The organism is Marinobacter persicus, from assembly GCF_002934325.1.
GTDB lineage: Bacteria > Pseudomonadota > Gammaproteobacteria > Pseudomonadales > Oleiphilaceae > Marinobacter > Marinobacter persicus_A.
In genome coordinates this window covers 113,157-133,061 of the sequence record NZ_PTIV01000006.1, presented here as the reverse complement: position 1 = coordinate 133,061, position 19,905 = coordinate 113,157, and the positions used below count along the sequence as shown (strand labels likewise).

Here is a 19,905-nt window from a genome sequence, read left to right as displayed (position 1 = left end):
TTGTTGCTGTTTTCTGCGTTGAATGTTCAGTGAAATGTCTGCTCGGAGGAATCAAACTCGATTTCCCCCTGCATGTTTTCTTCCATTTCCCGACCGATCTCTTCCAGGTCCCGGATTTCGGACAAAGGAGGCAACTCGTCCAGGCCGGTCAGGTTGAAATAGTCAAGAAACTGGCGGGTGGTGGCGTACATGGCCGGCCGTCCGGGCACATCCCGGTGGCCCACCACCCGCACCCACTCTCGCTCAGCCAGGGTGCGAATGATATTGCTGCTTACCGTGACACCGCGAATTTCTTCAATCTCCCCCCGGGTGATGGGTTGACGGTAGGCGATCAAAGCGAGGGTTTCGAGCAAGGCCCGGGAATAGCGTTGGGGCTTTTCCTCGAACAGGCGACGAATCCAGGGCGCAAACTCCTGTCGAACCTGCAAGCGGTAACCGCTGGCCACATTCTTCAGCTCAAAGCCCCGTCCCTCGCAGGATTTTTCCAGCATGGTCAGCACGTGCTCCATCACCTGACGGGCCGGCCGCTCCTCCTCGGAAAATAACCCACGAAGCTGATCCACCGACAAAGGCTTGCCTGCGGCCAATAATGCCGCCTCTACAATTGCCTGGAGTCTGGCCAGATGTTCTTCGTTCATAATCCAGTCCCGTTGTCAGTTGGCGGCCCGGGCGCGCACATGGATCGGGCCCAGGACATCCGCCTGCACAATTTCGATGAGTTGTTCCTTGATCAGCTCAAGAGTGGCCAAAAAGCTGACCACCACTCCCAGACGCCCTTCTTCCGGGGTAAACAGGCTCTCAAAACTGACAAAATGGTCGCCCTGTAAAACCGACAGGATGTGCGACATTCGCTCCCGGGTCGACAGCTTTTCCCGTTCGACGTGGTGGCTGGTGAACAGGTCTGCCCGCTGCAGCACGCCCTGCAATGCCAGCAGCAGTTCCTTCATATCCACATCCGGGTGCGGCTGAGAGGTGGGCAGTTTGGGCAGGGCCGCCGAACCGTGGAAGGTATCCCGATCCATGCGGGGCAGCTCGTCAATATCTTCGGCGGCCTGCTTGAAGCGCTCGTATTGTTGCAGGCGCCGAATCAGTTCCGCCCTGGGGTCAATTTCCTCTTCATCCTCGCTCTCCTGCCGGGGCAGCAGCATTCGGGATTTGATCTCTGCCAGCGTGGCCGCCATCACCAGATACTCGGCCGCCAATTCAAAGCGCATGGCTTCCACAGCGCTGATGTAATCCATGTATTGGCGGGTAATTTCACTGACGTCAATATCCAGAATGTTCATGTTCTGGCGACGAATCAGGTACAGCAGAAGATCCAGCGGCCCCTCGAAGGATTCAAGGAAGACCGCCAGTGCGTCGGGTGGAATATAGAGGTCCTTGGGCAGATCGACCACCGGCTTTCCCGAGACCAGGGCCAGCGGCTCATGCTCACCACCGGCTTCCGGTGCCTCTGCTGTCACGTCGGTGGTCTCGTCAGTCATGCCCTCTCCCGGTTATCCCAGCGTGGCCAGGCCGCACCTCAGCGGTAGCTCAGGCCCATTGCGGCACGAACTTCTTCCAGTGTATCCCGGGCTGCATCACTGGCCTGGTCACGGCCTTCCTGAAGGATCGAGCGCACCAGATCCGGGTTGTTTTCGTATTCGATAGCGCGACTACGCAGGGGTTTCTGCTCTTCAATCACCGCATCAATCAGCGGTTTCTTGCAGTCGAGGCAGCCAATACCGGCGCTGCGACAGCCCTGCTGCACCCATTCACAGGTCGCCTCGTCCGAATAGACTTTATGCAGCCCCCACACCGGACATTTTTCCGGCTCGCCCGGATCGGTCCGGCGCACTCGCTGGGGATCGGTCTGCATGGTCCGGATTTTCTGGTTGACGCTGTCCGGCTCTTCCCGCAAACCGATGTAATTATGATAGGACTTGGACATTTTCTGTCCGTCCAGCCCCGGCATCTTGGATTCCGGTGTCAGCAGTGGCTGAGGTTCCGGCAGGATCACCTTGCCGCCGCCTTCAATGTATCCGTACAGGCGCTCCCGGTCACCCAGGGAGATATTCTGCTGCTCTTTCAGCAATGCCCGGGCGGTTTCCAGAGCTTCCATGTTGCCCTCTTCCTGATACCGCTTTTTCAGGTTGCGATACAGCTTGGCGTTTTTCTTGCCCATTTTCACTATGGCCGCTTCCGCCTGCTCTTCAAAGCCGATTTCGCGACCGTAAATGTGATTGAAACGACGAGCAATTTCCCGGGTAATTTCCACGTGTGAGACCTGATCGGCGCCCACCGGCACCTTGCCAGCCCGATACATCAGAATATCGGCGGTCTGCAGCAGCGGATAGCCCAGAAAGCCATAGGTCGCGAGGTCTTTTTCACGCAGCTTTTCCTGCTGGTCCTTGTAGGTGGGGATCCGCTCCAGCCATCCCAGGGGCGTGATCATGGACAAGAGCAAATGCAGCTCCGCATGTTCGGGAACCTGGGACTGGATAAACATGGTCGCCGAGCCTGGATTAACACCGGCCGCCAACCAATCGATCGCCATGTCCCACACGCTTTGTTCGATGCCTGAAGGGTCATCGTATTGCGTGGTCAATGCGTGCCAGTCCGCGATGAAGAAGAAGCACTCATACTCGTGCTGGAGTTTCACCCAGTTTTTCAGCACCCCGTGGTAGTGGCCGAGGTGAAGCTTGCCGGTCGGACGCATGCCGGACAAAACCCGTTGCTGGGAATCTACAGAACTCAAAGCACGAACTCCTTCTTGCTGTTTGTCGTTAACCTACGCGGCGCTCGGGCGCTCTGTACGCAGGCTGACCGGGCATTATAGTCTGAACGCCCGCCCGCGTTAAGCCAAATACCCGAAAACACCGCCCTGAAACGAAAAACCCCCGAATCCATCAGGACCCGGGGGCTTTACTGAGCTCTCCGGCTTACCAGCCGGTGACAGCCTTGAGCGCGTCACCGATCTCAGCCAGGCTGCGTACGGTTTTCACGCCAGCGTCTTCCAGAGCAGCAAACTTGTCGTCCGCCGTGCCCTTGCCGCCGGAAATGATGGCGCCAGCATGGCCCATCCGTTTGCCCGGGGGCGCCGTTACACCCGCGATGTATGCCACCACCGGTTTAGTGACGTTGTCCTTGATAAACGCCGCAGCTTCCTCCTCGGCCGTGCCACCGATTTCACCGATCATGACGATGGCTTCGGTTCCCGGGTCATCCTGCAACAGGGTCAGAATATCGATGAAGTTGGAGCCGGGAATCGGGTCCCCGCCAATGCCGACGCAGGTGGACTGTCCGAAGCCAAAGTCGGTGGTCTGCTTGACGGCTTCGTACGTGAGAGTGCCTGACCGCGAGACAATACCCACCCGGCCTTTCTTGTGGATATGGCCCGGCATGATGCCGATCTTGCTCTCATCGGGAGTAATGACACCGGGACAGTTCGGACCGATCATACGCACGCCCTTACGATCCACGTACTCCTTGGCGTAAAGCATGTCGATGGTCGGAATCCCTTCGGTAATGCAGATGATCAACTGAATACCCGCATCCGCAGCCTCAATGATGGCATCCTTACAGAATGGGGCTGGCACATAAATAACGCTTGCATCCGCACCGGTCTGCTCAACCGCTTCACGTACGGTGTTGAATACCGGCAGGCCAAGGTGTTCAGTGCCACCCTTGCCCGGGCTAACACCGCCGACCATCTGAGTGCCGTAGTCAATGGCCTGCTCGGAGTGGAAGGTACCCTGCGCGCCGGTGAAACCCTGACAGATTACTTTGGTGTCTTTGTTGATCAGGATGCTCATGACTTACCCCCTGCGGCCTTAACGACTTGCTGTGCGGCATCGGACAGACTGGTAGCGGCTATAATGTTCAAACCACTATCTGCGAGTACCTGGGTACCCTTTTCGGCATTGTTACCTTCCAGCCGGACCACAACAGGCACTTTAACGCCCACCTCCTTCACCGCGCCAATAATGCCTTCGGCAATCATGTCGCAGCGCACGATGCCACCAAAGATATTGACCAGTACGGCCTGGACGTTGTCATCAGACAGGATGATCTTAAAGGCTTCTGATACCCGCTCTTTGGTGGCGCCACCGCCCACATCAAGGAAGTTGGCCGGCTGGCCACCGGACAACTTGATAATGTCCATGGTGCCCATGGCCAGGCCAGCACCGTTTACCATGCAGCCTATATTGCCATCGAGCGCGACATAGTTGAGTTCCCATTTGGCTGCCTCCGCCTCGCGGGAGTCTTCCTGGGAAGGGTCGTGCATCTCGTGGATTTTCTTCTGGCGATACAGGGCATTGCTGTCCACACCCACTTTTGCATCCAGGCAAAGCAGATCGCCCTGCTTGGTGATGACGAGCGGGTTAATCTCCACCAACGCCAGATCACAATCTTCGAACAGTTTGGCCAGACCAACAAAGATCTTGGCGAACTGACCAATCTGCTTACCTTCAAGCCCGAGCTTGAACGCCAGTTCGCGGCCCTGATATGGCTGGGCGCCAACCAGGGGGTCGATTTCCGCCTTCAGGATTTTCTCCGGCGTTTCTTCGGCCACCTTTTCAATCTCAACACCGCCTTCCGTGGATGCCATGAATACGATACGGCGACTGCCCCGGTCCACGACGGCGCCCAGATACAACTCCTGGTCAATATCGGTCAGGGCTTCCACCAGGATCTTGCTGACCGGCTGCCCATTGGCATCCGTCTGATAGGTAACCAACCGCTGGCCCAGCCACTGCTCGGCAAACTCCCGGATTTCCTCTTTGCTCTTGACTACCTTGACGCCGCCGGCCTTACCACGACCACCTGCGTGCACCTGGGCCTTCACTACCCAGCTATCACCGCCGATTTCGCTGACGGCCTCCACCGCTTCTTTCGGGGTATCGCAGGCAACGCCCTGGGATACCGGCAAGCCATACTTCGCAAAAAGATGCTTGCCCTGATATTCGTGCAAATTCATAGTTTTGTCCCGTTTTTATTACTAGAGGAAAACCCTGTCTGGAACTGACAATTTAGAGGTCAAAATGCATAAGCTCAAGGAGCTGGCCAATTCTTCGCCCCCCCCCAAACGACAACGGGGCGCTTGATGCGCCCCGTTGCTAACCCGCTTACTTCTTCTTGCGCCGATTGGCGATGTGTATCGCCCCGCCGCTGACAGCCAGCGCTGCCTCGTGCACAGACTCCGAAATGGTCGGGTGTGCAAAGCAGGTCAGTGCCAGGTCTTCGGCGCTTGAGCCGAATTCCATGGCAATCACCCCCTGGGCCACAATTTCAGAGGCCTGCGGGCCTACCATGTGCATACCCAGGATACGATCCGTCTTGGCGTCAGCAATGATCTTAACCAGGCCAGCGGTTGCGTTAGCAGCCATGGCACGACCGTTTGCCGCGAACGGGAAGGTACCCACGTTGTACGCTTCACCTTCGGCCTTCAGCTCTTCCTCGGTCTTACCGACCCAGGCCACTTCCGGAGCGGTGTAGATTACGTTCGGAATGCAGTCGTAGTTAACCTGCGGCTTGTGACCGGCGATACGCTCAGCCACCATTACGCCTTCCTCAGACGCTTTATGAGCCAGCATTGGGCCACGAACCACGTCACCGATGGCCCAAACGCCAGGCGCTTCGGTCTTACAGGTGTCGTCAACAAAGATGAAGCCACGCTCATCCAGCTTAACGCCGGAATCTTCAGCAATGGCGCCATCGGTATAAGGACGACGACCAACCGCGACGATCAGCTTGTCAAACTGGACTTCCTGCTTGCCATTGGCATCTTCGTAGGTCACGTTGACCTGCTTGTCTTTTACTTCCGCGCCGGTCATGCGAGCGCCCAGAACGATATCCAGACCCTGCTTCTCGAACTGCTTCTTGGCATCTTTGGCGATCTGCTGATCAACCACAGGCAGGAACTTGTCCTGAGCTTCGATCACAGTCACTTCGGCGCCCAGACGAGCCCACACACTGCCCAGCTCCAGACCAATCACGCCAGCACCAATCACACCAAGGCGCTTCGGCACTTCATCAAACTCCAGAGCGCCTTCGGAATCGACGATGTGTTCGCCGTCAAACGGAGCCGGCGGAATCTCGATCGGCTTGGAACCGGTCGCGATGATGACGTTTTCTGCTTCGTAGGTCTTGGTATTACCGTCTTTGTCGGTAACTTCAACCTTGCGACCAGCCAGCAGCTTGCCGTGGCCGTGAATGGAAGTAACGCCGTTGGCCTTGAACAGACCGGCGATGCCGCCGGTCAGCTGCTTGACGATGCCAGCCTTGCGCTCCTGCATCTTGGCGACGTTGATTTCAACATCTTTCGCCATAATGCCCATGGACTCGTAGTCGTGGCTGGTTTCCTCAAACTTGTGAGTCACCTCCAGCAGCGCCTTGGATGGGATACAACCCACGTTCAGGCAAGTACCGCCCAGCACCTGGCTTTTGCCATCTTTGCTGGTCCAGGACTCTACACAAGCGGTTTTCAGGCCCTGCTGGGCAGCTTTGATCGCTGCCACGTAGCCACCGGGGCCGGCGCCGATGACGATAACGTCAAATTTGTCAGACATAATTTATCCTGTTCTCTGATTCGTTGAATGTCGGTTTATACGTCCAGCAGGATACGCGCCGGATCTTCGAGCATTTCCTTGATTGCAACCAGGAACTGTACCGCTTCTTTACCGTCGATCATACGGTGATCGTATGACAGCGCCAGGTACATCATCGGCAGAACTTCCACCTGACCGTTCACCGCCATTGGGCGCTCCTGGATCTTGTGCATGCCCAGGATCGCAGTCTGCGGCGGATTCAGGATAGGAGTGGAGATCAGGGAACCGAAAATACCACCGTTGGTGATGGTAAAGGTACCGCCGGTCATGTCTTCAATGCCCAGCTTGCCCTGCTTCGCCTTGGTGCCGTAATCGATGATGGTCTTCTCGATGTCGGCCAGACCCATGGAATCGGTATCACGCAGAACCGGAACAACCAGGCCACGGTCAGTGGAAACGGCCACGCCGATGTCCTGGTAACCGTGATAAACCATGTCGTTGCCATCGATGGAAGCGTTCACCGCCGGGAAACGCTTGAGCGCTTCGGTCGCGGCTTTGGCGAAGAACGACATGAAGCCAAGCTTAACGCCGTGGCGCTTCTCAAAGGCTTCCTTGTACTCCTTGCGCAGCTCCATGACCGGCTTCATGTTGACTTCGTTGAACGTGGTCAGCATGGCGGCGGTTTGCTGAGCATCCACCAGACGCTTGGCAATGCTGGCACGCAGACGGGTCATCGGAACACGCTTCTCAGGACGCTCGCCCTGGGCAACGTTGACTTCCGGCATGTCCGCAGCCGGCTTGGCGGCCGGGGCACTACCAGCGGCAGGCTTGTTGTCAACGTAGTTCTGTACGTCTTCCTTGGTGACACGACCGTCTTTGCCGCTGCCTTTCACGGCGCTCGGATCTACGTCGTTCTCTTCAGCCAGCTTGCGAGCCGCCGGGCTCAGGATGGCATCGCCGGAAGCAGCCTGTGAAGCCTCTTCCTTCGGCGCTTCGGCCTTCTCCTCAGACTTCTCTTCAGCTTTGCCCTCGGCTGGCTTGGACTCGCCTGCTGCGCCTTCCTTGAACTTGCCGATCACCTCGCCGCTTTCAACGACGTCGTCTTCGTTCTTGATGATCTCTTCGATCACGCCGTCGGCCGGCGCGACAACTTCCAGGACAACCTTGTCAGTTTCAATGTCCACGATCAGCTCATCACGTGAACAGGCCTCGCCCGGCTGCTTGTGCCAGGTCGCGACGGTGCCTTCGGCAACCGACTCAGGGAAAACGGGGGCTTTAATCTCGATTGACATTACAAATCCTTAATTCGGTAGCTCGTCAGATTTCAAACGCGTCGTTAATCAGCTGCTTCTGCTCTTCAATGTGAACAGACATGTGACCACAGGCCGGGGCAGCCGAGGGAGCACGACCGGCGTACTGAAGTTTCAGCTTGGGATCATGGCGATGCAGCGAATGGTGCATATGGTGCTGGCTGCAGTACCAGGCGCCCTGGTTCATCGGCTCTTCCTGACACCAAACCACGTTCTCGAGGTTGGTGTACTGGCTCATCAGCTCATCCAGATCGTCTTCCGGGAACGGATACAGCTGCTCGATACGGACAATGGCAACATCATCACGCTCGTCGGCCTTCTTCTTCTCCAACAGATCAAAGTATACCTTGCCGGCACACAGGATCAGTCGGGTTACCTTGCTCGGATCAGACGGTTCTTTCTCCGGCAGTACGGTTTTGAAAGTGCCGGTGGTCAGATCGTCCAGATCCGACACTGCTTCCTTATGACGCAGCAGGCTCTTCGGCGTAATGGCGATCAACGGCTTACGCAGCGGACGCTTGGCCTGACGACGCAGCATGTGGAATACCTGCGACGGAGTTGAAGGCACGCATACCTGGATGTTGTGCTGGGCACACAGCTGCAGGTAACGCTCCAGACGCGCGGAACTGTGTTCCGGGCCCTGCCCTTCGTAACCGTGGGGCAGCAGCAGAGTCAGGCCACACAGGCGACCCCACTTATGCTCGCCGCTGGTCAGGAACTGGTCAATCACAACCTGGGCACCGTTGGCAAAATCACCGAACTGCGCTTCCCAGACCACCAGGCTATTGGGCGAGGTACTGGCATAGCCGTACTCAAACGCCATCACCGCCTCTTCCGACAGGTAAGAGTCGTAAATGTCGAAGCGGGGCTGGTCTTCAGCCAGTTCTTTCAGCGTAATGTGAGTGGAACCATCTTTCTGGTTATGCAACACGGCATGACGATGGGAGAAGGTGCCACGGCCAACGTCCTGGCCAGTGATGCGCACCGGGTGCCCTTCGTTCAGCAGGGTGGCATAGGCCATCATCTCGCCGTAACCCCAGTTAAGGGCCAGGGCACCTGCGGTCATTTTTTCCCGATCCTTGATGATCTTGGAAACCTGACGCTGAATGCTGAACCCTTCGGGCAACTGGGTAATTTTCTTGCCCAGTTCTTGGATGGTTTTAAGCGGCACACTGGTTTCGCACTTGGCGGTCCACTCATGGCCCAGGTACGGAGTCCAGTCTACGTAGAGATCGGTGTTGGGCTCTTTGACCAGGGACTTGGCAACATGTTCGCCGTTATCCAGCGCATCCCGGTACTCGTTCTCCATCTGCTTGGACTCTTCCTCGGTGATCACACCTTCGGCAACGAGTCGGTCCGCATACTGGACACGGGTACTCTTGAGCTTACGAATCTTGTCGTACATCAGCGGCTGGGTTGCTGCCGGCTCGTCGGCTTCGTTGTGGCCACGACGACGGTAACAAACCAGATCAATCACGATGTCACGATGGAATTCCTTGCGGTAGTCCATTGCCATGCGGGTAACGAACATGACCGCTTCGGGATCGTCGGCATTCACGTGCAGAATCGGCGCCTGCACCATCTTGGCAACGTCGGTGCAGTATTCGGTGGAACGCGCATCTTCTTTCTTGTGCGTGGTGAAGCCAACCTGGTTGTTGATGACGATGTGAATGGTGCCACCGATGCCAAAACCACGGGTCTCGGAGCCTTGGAAGGTTTCCATGACCACGCCCTGGCCAGCAAACGCCGCATCACCGTGCATCACAATAGGCACAACCTGATCGCCAACGGTATCGCCACGACGATCCTGGCGGGCACGCACAGAGCCCTCAACCACCGGAGACACGATCTCAAGGTGGGACGGGTTAAACGCCATGGCCAGGTGCACTTCACCACCCGGTGTCATAACGTTGGACGAGAAGCCCTGATGGTATTTCACATCACCGGAGCCGAAATCGGCCAGCTTCTTGCCTTCGAATTCGTCAAACAACTCTCTCGGGTTCTTGCCGAGGGTGTTTACCAACACGTTCAGGCGACCACGGTGGGCCATACCCAGAACGATTTCTTTCGCGCCATAGGAACCGGCACGCTGAATCAGCTCATCCAGGCACGGAATCAGACTCTCACCGCCCTCGAGACCAAAGCGCTTAACGCCCGGGTAGCGGGAACCGAGATACTTCTCGAGCCCTTCGGCCGCAACCAGCCGCTCCAGAATATGCTTGCGGGTTTCGACTTCGTATTCCGGACGTGACCGAACCGGCTCCATACGCTGCTGGAACCAGCGCTTGATGCGGGTATCCACCACGTGCATATACTCGGCGCCAATACTTTCGCAATAGGTCTTACGCAGACCTTTAACGATGTCGCCGAGCTTCATGCTTTCGGAACCGAAGTTCAGGGAACCGGTCTGGAACTCCAGATCCATGTCGGAGTCGCCGAGCTCGTGGAAACGTGGATCCAGGTCTTCAACCGGCTTGCGCTGCCAGACGCCCAGGGGATCCAGCTTGGACTCCTGGTGGCCCCGGAAACGGAAGGCGTTGATCAACTGAAGGACACGAATCTGCTTTTTGTCCGCAGACGACGTGGCGTTAGCCGGTACACCACCGCTCAGGAAGCGTTGATTGCGGGCAATGTGCTCGAACTGTTCCCGAATAACAGAATGGTCGACGTCACGACCGGCTCCACCCTCTACACTGGGAAGCTGGTCAAAGTAGCTGCGCCACTCTTCAGGAATTGCGTTCGGGTCTGTCAGGTAGGTTTCAAAAAGCTGTTCAACGTAGGTCAGATTCCCACCCTGCAAATGGGAGGTCTGCCATAACTGCTCCATGATGCTTTCGTGCATTTTGAATAGCTCACCTTGGGCTGGTGCGGGGGAGTCGGCATGTTCGGCCGGTGGCGAATAAGAGTCAATACGGGTTATTACGGCATGACTTGAACCACCGTTCCTGACAAGGAAGTGTTCCGTCCCCATGATTTTTTTTATCAGCGACACCGCCCGGGGTCTGGTCGACCTACGGGCAGCAAATTGGATTCTGCACCCCCATCATACCTTTGCCTATAAGCCATTGGTTGAAGGCCCCGCATAAAGCGAGGCCTTCAAAGGGGGTCCTGCTGGCACTATCCACCAGCGAGGGTATCGGTCAGGTTGCGCGCTGCAACAGCAGGTTACGGATATGACCGATGGCGCGTGTCGGGTTAAGCCCTTTCGGACAAACGCTCACGCAGTTCATGATACCACGGCAACGGAACACGCTGAACGGATCGTCAAGATCTGCCAGACGCTCCGCCTGAGCGGTGTCACGGCTATCCGCCAGGAAGCGGTAGGCCTGAAGCAGGCCGGCCGGACCAATGAACTTGTCCGGATTCCACCAGAAGGACGGACAGGAAGTGGAACAGCAGGCACAGAGAATACACTCGTACAGACCGTCCAGCTTTTCCCGATCTTCCGGAGACTGCAGTCGTTCGATCGCGGGATCCGGTGTGTTGTTGATCAGGTACGGCGTCACCTTCTCGTACTGCTGGTAGAACAGATTCATGTCTACCACCAGGTCACGAATGACCGGCAGGCCAGGCAGCGGACGCAGAACAATCTTGTTGTTCTTGGCCACTTCGGAAACCGGCGTAATGCACGCCAGGCCGTTTTTGCCATTCATGTTCATACCGTCAGAGCCGCAAACACCCTCACGGCAGGAACGACGATAGGCCATTGAAGGATCCTTCTCCTTGATGAGGTTCAGCACATCAAGAACCATCAAATCCTTGCCTTCCGGAATATCTACCTCTACGTCCTGCATGTAAGGGGCGTTATCAGTTTCCGGGTTATAGCGATACAGACTTACCAACATGTTCTATATCCCCCTTAATAAGTCCGGACTTTCGGCTCGAACGTCGGCACGGTTTTCGGCGCGAAGTTTACATCACGCTTGCCAACACGCTTGTCGAGCGGGAAGTACATGGAGTGCTTCAGCCAGTTCTCGTCATCACGCTCGGTGAAGTCGTTACGGGCGTGAGCACCACGGCTTTCTTTACGCTCAGCAGCGGAGATGGCAGTTGCCATGGCCACTTCGTAAAGGTTATCAAGCTCCAGAGCCTCGATACGGGCAGTGTTGAAGGCGCTGCTGGTGTCTGCCAGCTTGGTGTTGCGAACACGCTCACCAATGGCTTCCAGCTTCTTCAAGCCTTCTTCCATGCTCTTGCCGTCACGGAATACACCGAAGTAAAGCTGCATGCACGCCTGCAGGTCCTTACGAACCTCGGCAACGCTTTCGCCTTCGGCAGTGCCGTTCAGGCGATCCAGACGGGCCATGGCGTTCTTGATATCCTCTTCAGAAGCTTCATCCACCTCGAAGCCGCCACGCAGCTGCTCTTCAATGTGCAGGCCAGCCGCACGACCGAAGACCACCAGGTCCAGCAGGGAGTTACCGCCCAGACGGTTAGCACCGTGTACAGATACACAAGCGGCCTCACCGCAAGCGAACAGACCCGGGATCGGCTGGTCGTTGCCGTTTTCATCCTGAGTCAGGGCCTGACCGCCAACGTTGGTCGGAATACCGCCCATCATGTAGTGACAGGTCGGAACAACCGGAATCGGCTCTTTTACCGGATCCACGTGTGCGAACGTACGGGACAGCTCACAGATGCCCGGCAGACGCAGGTTCAGGGTTTCTTCACCCAGGTGGTCCAGCTTCAGCAGAACGTGATCCTTGTCGGGGCCACAGCCGCGGCCTTCCAGGATTTCGATAACCATGGAACGGGCAACAACGTCACGGCCAGCGAGGTCTTTGGCGTTCGGCGCGTAACGCTCCATGAAGCGCTCGCCTTCGGAGTTGATCAGGTAACCGCCCTCACCCCGACAACCTTCGGTTACCAGTGTACCCGCACCGTGAATACCGGTTGGGTGGAACTGCCACATTTCCATGTCCTGAACCGGGAAGCCGGCACGCAGGGCCATACCGATGCCATCACCGGTGTTGATCAGGGCGTTGGTGGTGGACGAGTAGATACGGCCAGCACCGCCAGTCGCCAGCACGGTCGCCTTGGACTTGATGTAGCAAACGTCGCCAGTCTCAATCTCGATGGCAACAACACCAACTACTTCGCCTTTGCCGTTCTTGACCAAGTCTACGGCGTACCACTCGTTCAGGAACGAGGTACCACCTTTCAGGTTGGCCTGATACAGGGTGTGCAGCAGTGCGTGACCAGTACGGTCAGCGGCTGCACAGGTACGGGCTGCCTGGGTGGGGTTGTCCGGACCCTTGGACTGGCCACCGAACGGGCGCTGGTAAATACGGCCCTGCTCGGTACGGGAGAACGGCAGACCCATGTGCTCAAGCTCAAACACAGCCTGGGGACCTACGGAACACATATACTCGATCGCGTCCTGGTCACCGATGTAGTCGGAGCCCTTGACGGTGTCGTACATGTGCCAGCGCCAGTCATCATTGGGATCGGCACTTGCGATCGCACAGGTAATGCCGCCCTGGGCGGATACGGTGTGCGAACGGGTCGGAAATACTTTTGTGATACACGCGGTGTTAACGCCAGTTTCGGTCAACTGCAGAGCGGCGCGCATACCGGCACCGCCACCACCGATAACAATGGCGTCGTATGACATGGTTTTGATGTTAGCCATCGATTAAAGCCCCCAAAGAATCTGAATGCCCCAGACCAGGTACACGAACATCACCAGACCACAACCAGCCTGAACGAGAAAACGCGGAAGCGTGGCCTTGATGTAGTCGGTGGTGACTGTCCACAGACCTACCCACGCGTGCGCTCCAAGAGAGAACAGTGCCAACAGGCTGAAGATCTTGAACCAGGTCTGACCGAACAATGCAGTCCAGGTTTCATAGTTAATGTCGTTGAAGACCATGAAGCCCAGCATGAACACTGTGTACAGGGCCAGCGCGTAGGCGGTCACTCGCTGGATCAACCAATCGTAAACGCCACTGCGCCCGAGGTTAGTTACGCTGTTTACCATACCCAGACTCCTGCCAGAATGATGAGAATAACGGAAACCACGATGGTGGCTTTGGCGGCAAGACGGCCACTCTCTAGCTCTTCACCGATACCCATGTCCATAAGCAGGTGCTTGATACCTGCAACCAGGTGGTAAAGCAGAGCAGACAAAATGCCCCAGATGATCAGCTTGGCAAGGAAGCTGTCCAGCAATCCACTCACCCGATTGAAGCCATCTTCTCCGGACAGGGAGAGATCCAGGCCGTACAACAGGAAGGCAACACCAACAAAGATGATGATGCCGCTGATGCGATGCAGGATCGACGTAATGGCTGGCAACGGGAAATGGAACTTGCCGAGATCGAGATTTACTGGTCGTTTGCTATTCACAGCGCTCTCACACTCTCTTTTGGTACCGCGGGGCCAATGAAGGCAGCGGATGGTTGATATGTTTGTCTCGAACTGTCGATACGGTACCGACAGCCGATCGGTTCAGGAGGGCGGATGATTTGCTGCAAACGGCTGATCGCAGCCCTGCGCACAGATTCATCCCCGATTCCGGGCTGAGGATTATAAGGAGTACCCCTTACGATTACAAACGCGTAAACTAGTGCGCGGCTTGGATTGAGACTGATCCAAACCCTCTTTTCGGAGTATTGACAAACCGTAACCGGGGTTAAACCCCTATAATTGGGGATATCCCTGATTTACGTATCTAGTAAAATTTGCAGATTTTCTGGCGCTTCCATTGACAAAAAAAGATGAAGCCCTATATTTTGCGTCCGGATTTGCGAAAACTACGCGCTTTCTGGCGCATTGATACATGCAGAAAAGCTGCTTCAGCTAATCAACAGGAGAGCACCATGACCGACAGGAAAGCCACGCTCTCGGTGGGAGATAAGTCCATTGAGCTACCGGTTTATTCTGGCACCATCGGCCCTGACGTTATCGACGTTCGCGGCTTGGTTCAGGAAGGCGTTTTCACTTACGACCCTGGGTTCGTTTCCACAGCAGCGTGCGAGTCTGCCATCACCTACATCGACGGCAACGAAGGCGTCCTGCTGCACCGCGGTTATCCGATCAACCAGCTGGCAGAAAACTCCGATTTCCTGGAAGTCTGCTACCTGCTGCTGAACGGCGAGCTGCCAACTGATGAGCAGCTGGAGCAGTACAAGAGCACCATCAAGAACCACAGCATGCTGCACGATCAGATGCGCAACTTCTTTAACGGCTTCCGCCGTGACGCGCACCCGATGGCCATCATGTGTGGCGTTGTAGGCGCACTGTCTGCGTTCTACCACGACCAGATGGACATCACTAACCCCAAGCAGCGTGAAATCACTGGCCATCGCCTGATCGCCAAGATGCCGACCATCGCAGCCTGGTGTTACAAGTACTCCATCGGCCAGCCGTTCATGTACCCGCGTAACGACCTGTCTTACGCCGAAAACTTCCTGTACATGATGTTTGGCGTACCGTGTGAGGACTACACCCCGAACCCGGTTCTGGCCAAGGCCATGGACAAGATCTTCATCCTGCACGCTGACCACGAGCAGAACGCGTCCACTTCAACCGTTCGTCTGGCAGGTTCTACCGGCGCCAACCCGTACGCCTGTATTGCCTCCGGCATCGCGGCACTGTGGGGCCCGGCTCACGGCGGTGCCAACGAAGCGGTTCTGGACATGCTGGCTGAAATCGGCGATGAGTCCAAGATCGAGGAATTCATCGAGAAGGCCAAGGACAAGAACGATCCGTTCCGTCTGATGGGCTTCGGCCACCGCGTTTACAAGAACTTCGACCCGCGCGCCAAAGTTATGCGCGAAACTGCACACGAAGTTCTGAAGGAACTGGGCATGGAAGACGATCCTCAGCTGAAGATCGCCCAGCGCCTGGAGCAGATCGCCCTGGAAGACGACTACTTCGTAGAGCGCAAGCTGTACCCGAACGTCGACTTCTACTCAGGCATCATCCTGAAGGCCATCGGCATCCCGACCTCCATGTTTACCGTGATCTTTGCCCTGTCGCGCACCATCGGTTGGTTCTCTCACTGGAACGAAATGAATTCCGGTGCCAACCGTATCGGTCGTCCGCGTCAGCTGTACACCGGTCACACCCAGCGCGACTACCCGAAAAAGTAAAATTACTTTTTCAATCGCGTGATAAAAAGCCGCTGTTTTCAGCGGCTTTTTTCGTATCTGGACTATCCTATCCTGTACCCAATCACCAATTAACGGACTTCCCACAAGGAGCTGACTCATGGCCAACATTGCATTTATCGGTCTGGGCGTCATGGGGTACCCCATGGCCGGCCACCTGGCGACTGCCGGTCACCAAGTGACCGTCTGGAACCGGACAGCCAGCAAGGCCCGCCAGTGGCTCGACGAGCATCCCGGCGCGGTGTGTGACACGGTTGCAGAAGCCGTTCGCAGTGCCGACTGGGTTCTGACCTGCGTAGGTGCCGACAAGGACCTCTGCGAGGTTTACCTTGGCCCTGACGGCATCATCGCCAATGCCCCTCTGGGCGCGATCCTTGTCGACCATACCACGGCATCATCCGGGGTTGCCGAACAGCTCTCACAAGCCGCCTCAGAGCGCGGACAGAACTTTTTGGATGCTCCCGTCTCGGGAGGACAACAAGGCGCCGAAAACGGCCAACTGACCATCATGTGTGGCGGCGAAGAAGCCGTATTTGAGAAGTCACGCCCGGTACTGGAGTGCTACGCCCGGGCACTCAACCGGATGGGCCCCGTGGGCAGCGGTCAGAAAGCCAAGATGGTGAATCAGATTGCCGTCGCCGGACTGGTTCAGGGATTATCCGAAGCACTGCATTTTGCCGAACAGGCGGGCCTCGATGTACAGAAAGTGGTGGATGTGATTTCCAAGGGCGCGGCGCAGTCCTGGCAGATGGAAAACCGTTCCGGCACCATGATTGCCGGTGAATTTGATCACGGTTTCGCGGTCGATTGGATGCGCAAGGATCTGGGCATTTGCCTGGACGAGGCGCGTCGTAACGGCGCCAAGCTGCCGGTGACGGCACTGGTGGATCAGTTCTACGGGGATGTGCAGGATATGGGCGGCAACCGGTGGGATACCTCCGCCCTCATCCAAAGGCTACGGAAAGACTGATATTCGCCACGGAATCCACGGAAGGACACGGAAAAAAGATAAAGACAAAGACGATTTGCCACGAAACCCACTAAAGAACACGAACAAAGATTAACCGCATAAAAGAAAGGATTTCCTGTCTTTTACTTTCGTGTTCTTTCGTGGGTTTAGTGGCTAAAAAATCTGTTCGTCTTTTATTTCCGTGTTCTTCCGTGGATTCCGTGGCCAAAAATCACTTTTTCTTCTTGTCTTTTGGCACCCAGCGCCCGTTTTCATACCAGGCCGACCAGCCGGTCGCCTTGCCGTCCTTTTCCGACATCACGTACTGCTGCTTGAACTTCCGGCTGTAGCGAATCACCGTCGGGTTACCCTCGGGGTCTTTCTCCGGGGCATCCATCAGGTAATCGTACTTGGGGTCGATTTCCTTGCGATGCGGCTTGATCTCCATCACCAGCGGTGGCCGGGTTTCCCGGTTTTTCGGGAACTTACTGGCTGCCAGGAACAGACCGGACGCACCATCCCGCAACACGTAGGTATCGTCCACTTTCTGGCATTGCAGCTCCGGCATGGGCACCGGGTCCATCTTGGGCGGCGCGGGCTCACCGTTTTTCAACAGCTTGCGGGTGTTCTTGCACTCCGCATTGGTGCAACCGAAGTACTTGCCGAAACGACCGGTCTTCAGTTGCATTTCCGAGCCACACTTGTCGCATTCCAGTGTGGGGCCATCATAGCCCTTGATACGGAAAGTACCCTCTTCCACCTCGTAACCGGAACAATCCGGGTGGTTACCACAAACGTGCAGCTTGCGCTTTTCATCGATCAGATAGCTGTCCATCGCGGTACCGCACTTGGGACAGCGACGCTTCTTGCGCAGAAGGCGGGTTTCGCCCTCGCCTTCCACATCTTCGTCAGCACTGACAACCTCATCACCCGGAACGAGGTTGATGGTGGTCTTGCAGCGCTCGTTGGGCGGCAATGAATAGCCCGAGCAGCCCAGGAATACCCCGGTGCTGGCGACACGAATCTGCATGTGCCGGCCACAAGAGGGACACGGGATGTCGGTTTCGGTGGGACTGTTGGCGCGCATGCCACCATCTGACTTCTCGGCTTCTTCCAGCTGGTTACGGAAACGGGCGTAAAAGTCGTTCAATACCTTCTTCCAGTCGATGTCCCCTTCGGCGATTTCATCGAGCTCGTCTTCCAGGCGAGCCGTGAAGTCATAGTCCATCAGGTTCGGGAAGGACTCGGCCAGCCGCTCGGTGACAATTTCGCCCATCTTCTCGGCGTAGAAGCGGCGGTTCTGCAGCTTCACATAGCCCCGATCCTGGATAGTGGAGATGATGGAGGCGTAAGTGGAAGGGCGGCCAATGCCCTGCTTTTCCAGCTCCTTGACCAGGCTGGCTTCGGTATAGCGCGGTGCCGGCTTGGTGAAGTGCTGAGTCGGGTCGAGTTTTTTGAGGTCCAGGGCATCGCCCACCTTGATATCCGGCAGCGCCAGGTCCTCGTCTTTCTTGGAGGACTGGGGCGCAGCTTTCAGAAAACCCTCAAACTTGATGATACGGCCACGGGTGCGCAGCTCATAATCGCCATTGGCAACCACAATGGACGTGCTCAGGAATTCGGCATCGGCCATCTGACAGGCAATGAACTGACGCCAGATCAGGTCGTACAGCTTCTCTGCATCTTTCTCAAGGCCATTGATATCGCTGGGGCGACGGGTGACGTCGGTGGGGCGAATAGCTTCGTGAGCTTCCTGGGCTCCTTCACGGCTGCCATAAACCCGGGGGCTCTCCGGCAGATACCGCTCACCAAACTGCTTCTGCACAAACTCGCGGCAGCTAATGATGGCGTCCTGACTCAGGTTGGTGGAGTCGGTACGCATGTAAGTGATGAAACCAGCCTCGTACAACCGCTGGGCCAGCATCATGGTTTTCTTGACGCTGAACCCCATGCGATTGCTCGCCGCCTGCTGCAGCGTGGAGGTAATAAACGGTGCCGACGGACGCGAACGGGTTGGCTTGTCTTCCCGCTTCGCGACTTTGAACGCGCCCTCTTTCAGGCGGGCAACATGCTCGTTACTCTGGGATTCGTTGTTCGGGCGGTAAGGTTTGTCGTTGTAGCGGGTGACTTCAAAGCGCACCGGATCCTTCGCCACTTCGGCGTTGAGGTCCGCATGCAGTTGCCAGAACTCTTCCGGCACAAAGGCACGGATTTCCCGCTCGCGCTCGACAATGAGCCGAACAGCGACTGACTGTACACGGCCGGCCGAGAGCCCCCGGGCGATCTTTGACCACAGCAGGGGCGACACCATGTAACCAACCACGCGGTCCAGGAACCGGCGAGCCTGCTGGGCATTAACGCGATTGCCGTCCAGGTTGCCCGGGTCTTTAAAAGCGTCCTGAATCGCCCGTTTGGTGATCTCGTTGAACACCACACGGCGGTATTTGTCGGACTCGCCGCCAATGGTTTCCTGCAGGTGCCAGGCAATGGCCTCCCCTTCGCGGTCCAAATCCGTCGCCAGATAGATATGGTCGGCGTTCTTGGCCAGCCGTTTGAGCTCACTGACCACCTTTTCCTTGCCGGGCAGAATCTCATATTGGGCGTTCCAATCGTGATCCGGGTCCACACCCATGCGGGCCACCAGCTGTTCTCGGGCCTTGCGCTTCTTATGCTCGGCCTTCTCCTCCGGGTTCATCTTACGGGTGATGGCGGCCTGCCGGGCGCGTTCTTTGGGGTCCGACTTGGAACCACTGCCGCTGACCGGAAGGTCACGAATATGCCCCACACTGGACTTCACGATGTAGTCCGAACCGAGGTATTTGTTGATGGTCTTCGCTTTCGCTGGCGACTCGACAATAACGAGACTTTTACCCATAACGGAAATCTGTATCCTTGGCGATCAATCGGTTAACGATTGGACAAACCGTAAACTCGCATAAAAATCAGGCAACTGGAAAACACAGACGGCTGCCATTGTTTGTTGCTTCACTGTTTTACAGGGT

General features: G+C 56.7%; 15 protein-coding genes. 2 read left to right on the top strand and 13 right to left on the bottom strand.

Translation table 11 applies throughout. The features are described from left to right. Positions 1-26: 26 nt before the first annotated feature. The 12 genes from scpB to sdhC form a co-directional block, all read right to left on the bottom strand. On the bottom strand, positions 27-638 hold the full coding sequence (gene scpB / locus BY454_RS05455) for an SMC-Scp complex subunit ScpB (protein ID WP_104415688.1): 612 nt from the start codon (positions 636-638) through the stop codon (positions 27-29). 15 nt (positions 639-653) lie between these two features. Next, positions 654-1,484 (bottom strand): segregation and condensation protein A, encoded by an 831-nt coding sequence (locus tag BY454_RS05450; RefSeq protein WP_104415689.1) that lies wholly within the window; start codon positions 1,482-1,484, stop codon positions 654-656. Positions 1,485-1,522: 38 nt separating this feature from the next. Further along, a complete protein-coding gene (locus BY454_RS05445) occupies positions 1,523-2,737 on the bottom strand; it encodes a tryptophan--tRNA ligase (RefSeq protein ID WP_104415690.1) in 1,215 nt (404 codons plus the stop codon). Between the two features lie 184 nt (positions 2,738-2,921). Then, entirely contained in the window at positions 2,922-3,794 is an 873-nt protein-coding gene (gene sucD, locus BY454_RS05440; RefSeq protein WP_104415691.1) for a succinate--CoA ligase subunit alpha, read from the bottom strand. Beyond that, positions 3,791-4,960, bottom strand: coding sequence for an ADP-forming succinate--CoA ligase subunit beta (sucC, locus tag BY454_RS05435; protein ID WP_104415692.1), 1,170 nt, complete (start codon positions 4,958-4,960; stop codon positions 3,791-3,793). The genes sucD and sucC overlap by 4 nt, the downstream gene beginning before the upstream one ends. 148 nt (positions 4,961-5,108) lie before the next feature. Next, entirely contained in the window at positions 5,109-6,551 is a 1,443-nt protein-coding gene (gene lpdA, locus BY454_RS05430) for a dihydrolipoyl dehydrogenase (protein ID WP_104415693.1), read from the bottom strand. A gap of 35 nt (positions 6,552-6,586) precedes the next feature. After that, complete coding sequence (gene odhB, locus BY454_RS05425; protein ID WP_104415694.1) at positions 6,587-7,822, bottom strand: 2-oxoglutarate dehydrogenase complex dihydrolipoyllysine-residue succinyltransferase; 1,236 nt, start codon at positions 7,820-7,822, stop codon at positions 6,587-6,589. 25 nt (positions 7,823-7,847) lie between these two features. Then, a complete protein-coding gene (locus tag BY454_RS05420) occupies positions 7,848-10,682 on the bottom strand; it encodes a 2-oxoglutarate dehydrogenase E1 component (protein ID WP_104415695.1) in 2,835 nt (944 codons plus the stop codon). 298 nt (positions 10,683-10,980) lie between these two features. Further along, complete coding sequence (locus BY454_RS05415) at positions 10,981-11,685, bottom strand: succinate dehydrogenase iron-sulfur subunit (RefSeq protein ID WP_104415696.1); 705 nt, start codon at positions 11,683-11,685, stop codon at positions 10,981-10,983. Between the two features lie 14 nt (positions 11,686-11,699). Further along, positions 11,700-13,472, bottom strand: coding sequence for a succinate dehydrogenase flavoprotein subunit (sdhA, locus tag BY454_RS05410; protein ID WP_104415697.1), 1,773 nt, complete (start codon positions 13,470-13,472; stop codon positions 11,700-11,702). Positions 13,473-13,475: 3 nt separating this feature from the next. Further along, the gene (sdhD, locus tag BY454_RS05405) at positions 13,476-13,820 is read right to left on the bottom strand and encodes a succinate dehydrogenase, hydrophobic membrane anchor protein (protein ID WP_104415698.1); all 345 of its coding nucleotides are present in this window, start codon (positions 13,818-13,820) and stop codon (positions 13,476-13,478) included. After that, positions 13,814-14,188, bottom strand: coding sequence for a succinate dehydrogenase, cytochrome b556 subunit (gene sdhC, locus BY454_RS05400; RefSeq protein ID WP_104415699.1), 375 nt, complete (start codon positions 14,186-14,188; stop codon positions 13,814-13,816). Before sdhC ends, sdhD begins: the two co-directional genes overlap by 7 nt. Before the next feature lie 473 nt (positions 14,189-14,661). On the opposite strand from sdhC, the gene gltA reads away from it, so the two are divergent. Next, a complete protein-coding gene (gltA, locus tag BY454_RS05395; RefSeq protein ID WP_104415700.1) occupies positions 14,662-15,936 on the top strand; it encodes a citrate synthase in 1,275 nt (424 codons plus the stop codon). Between the two features lie 118 nt (positions 15,937-16,054). Continuing rightward, positions 16,055-16,924, top strand: coding sequence for an NAD(P)-dependent oxidoreductase (locus BY454_RS05390; protein WP_104415701.1), 870 nt, complete (start codon positions 16,055-16,057; stop codon positions 16,922-16,924). Positions 16,925-17,135: 211 nt separating this feature from the next. Here BY454_RS05390 and topA read toward each other — a convergent pair whose 3' ends face one another. Continuing rightward, positions 17,136-19,778, bottom strand: a complete 2,643-nt coding sequence (topA, locus tag BY454_RS05385) for a type I DNA topoisomerase (protein ID WP_104415702.1) — start codon at positions 19,776-19,778, stop codon at positions 17,136-17,138. Between the last annotated feature and the right edge of the window lie 127 nt (positions 19,779-19,905).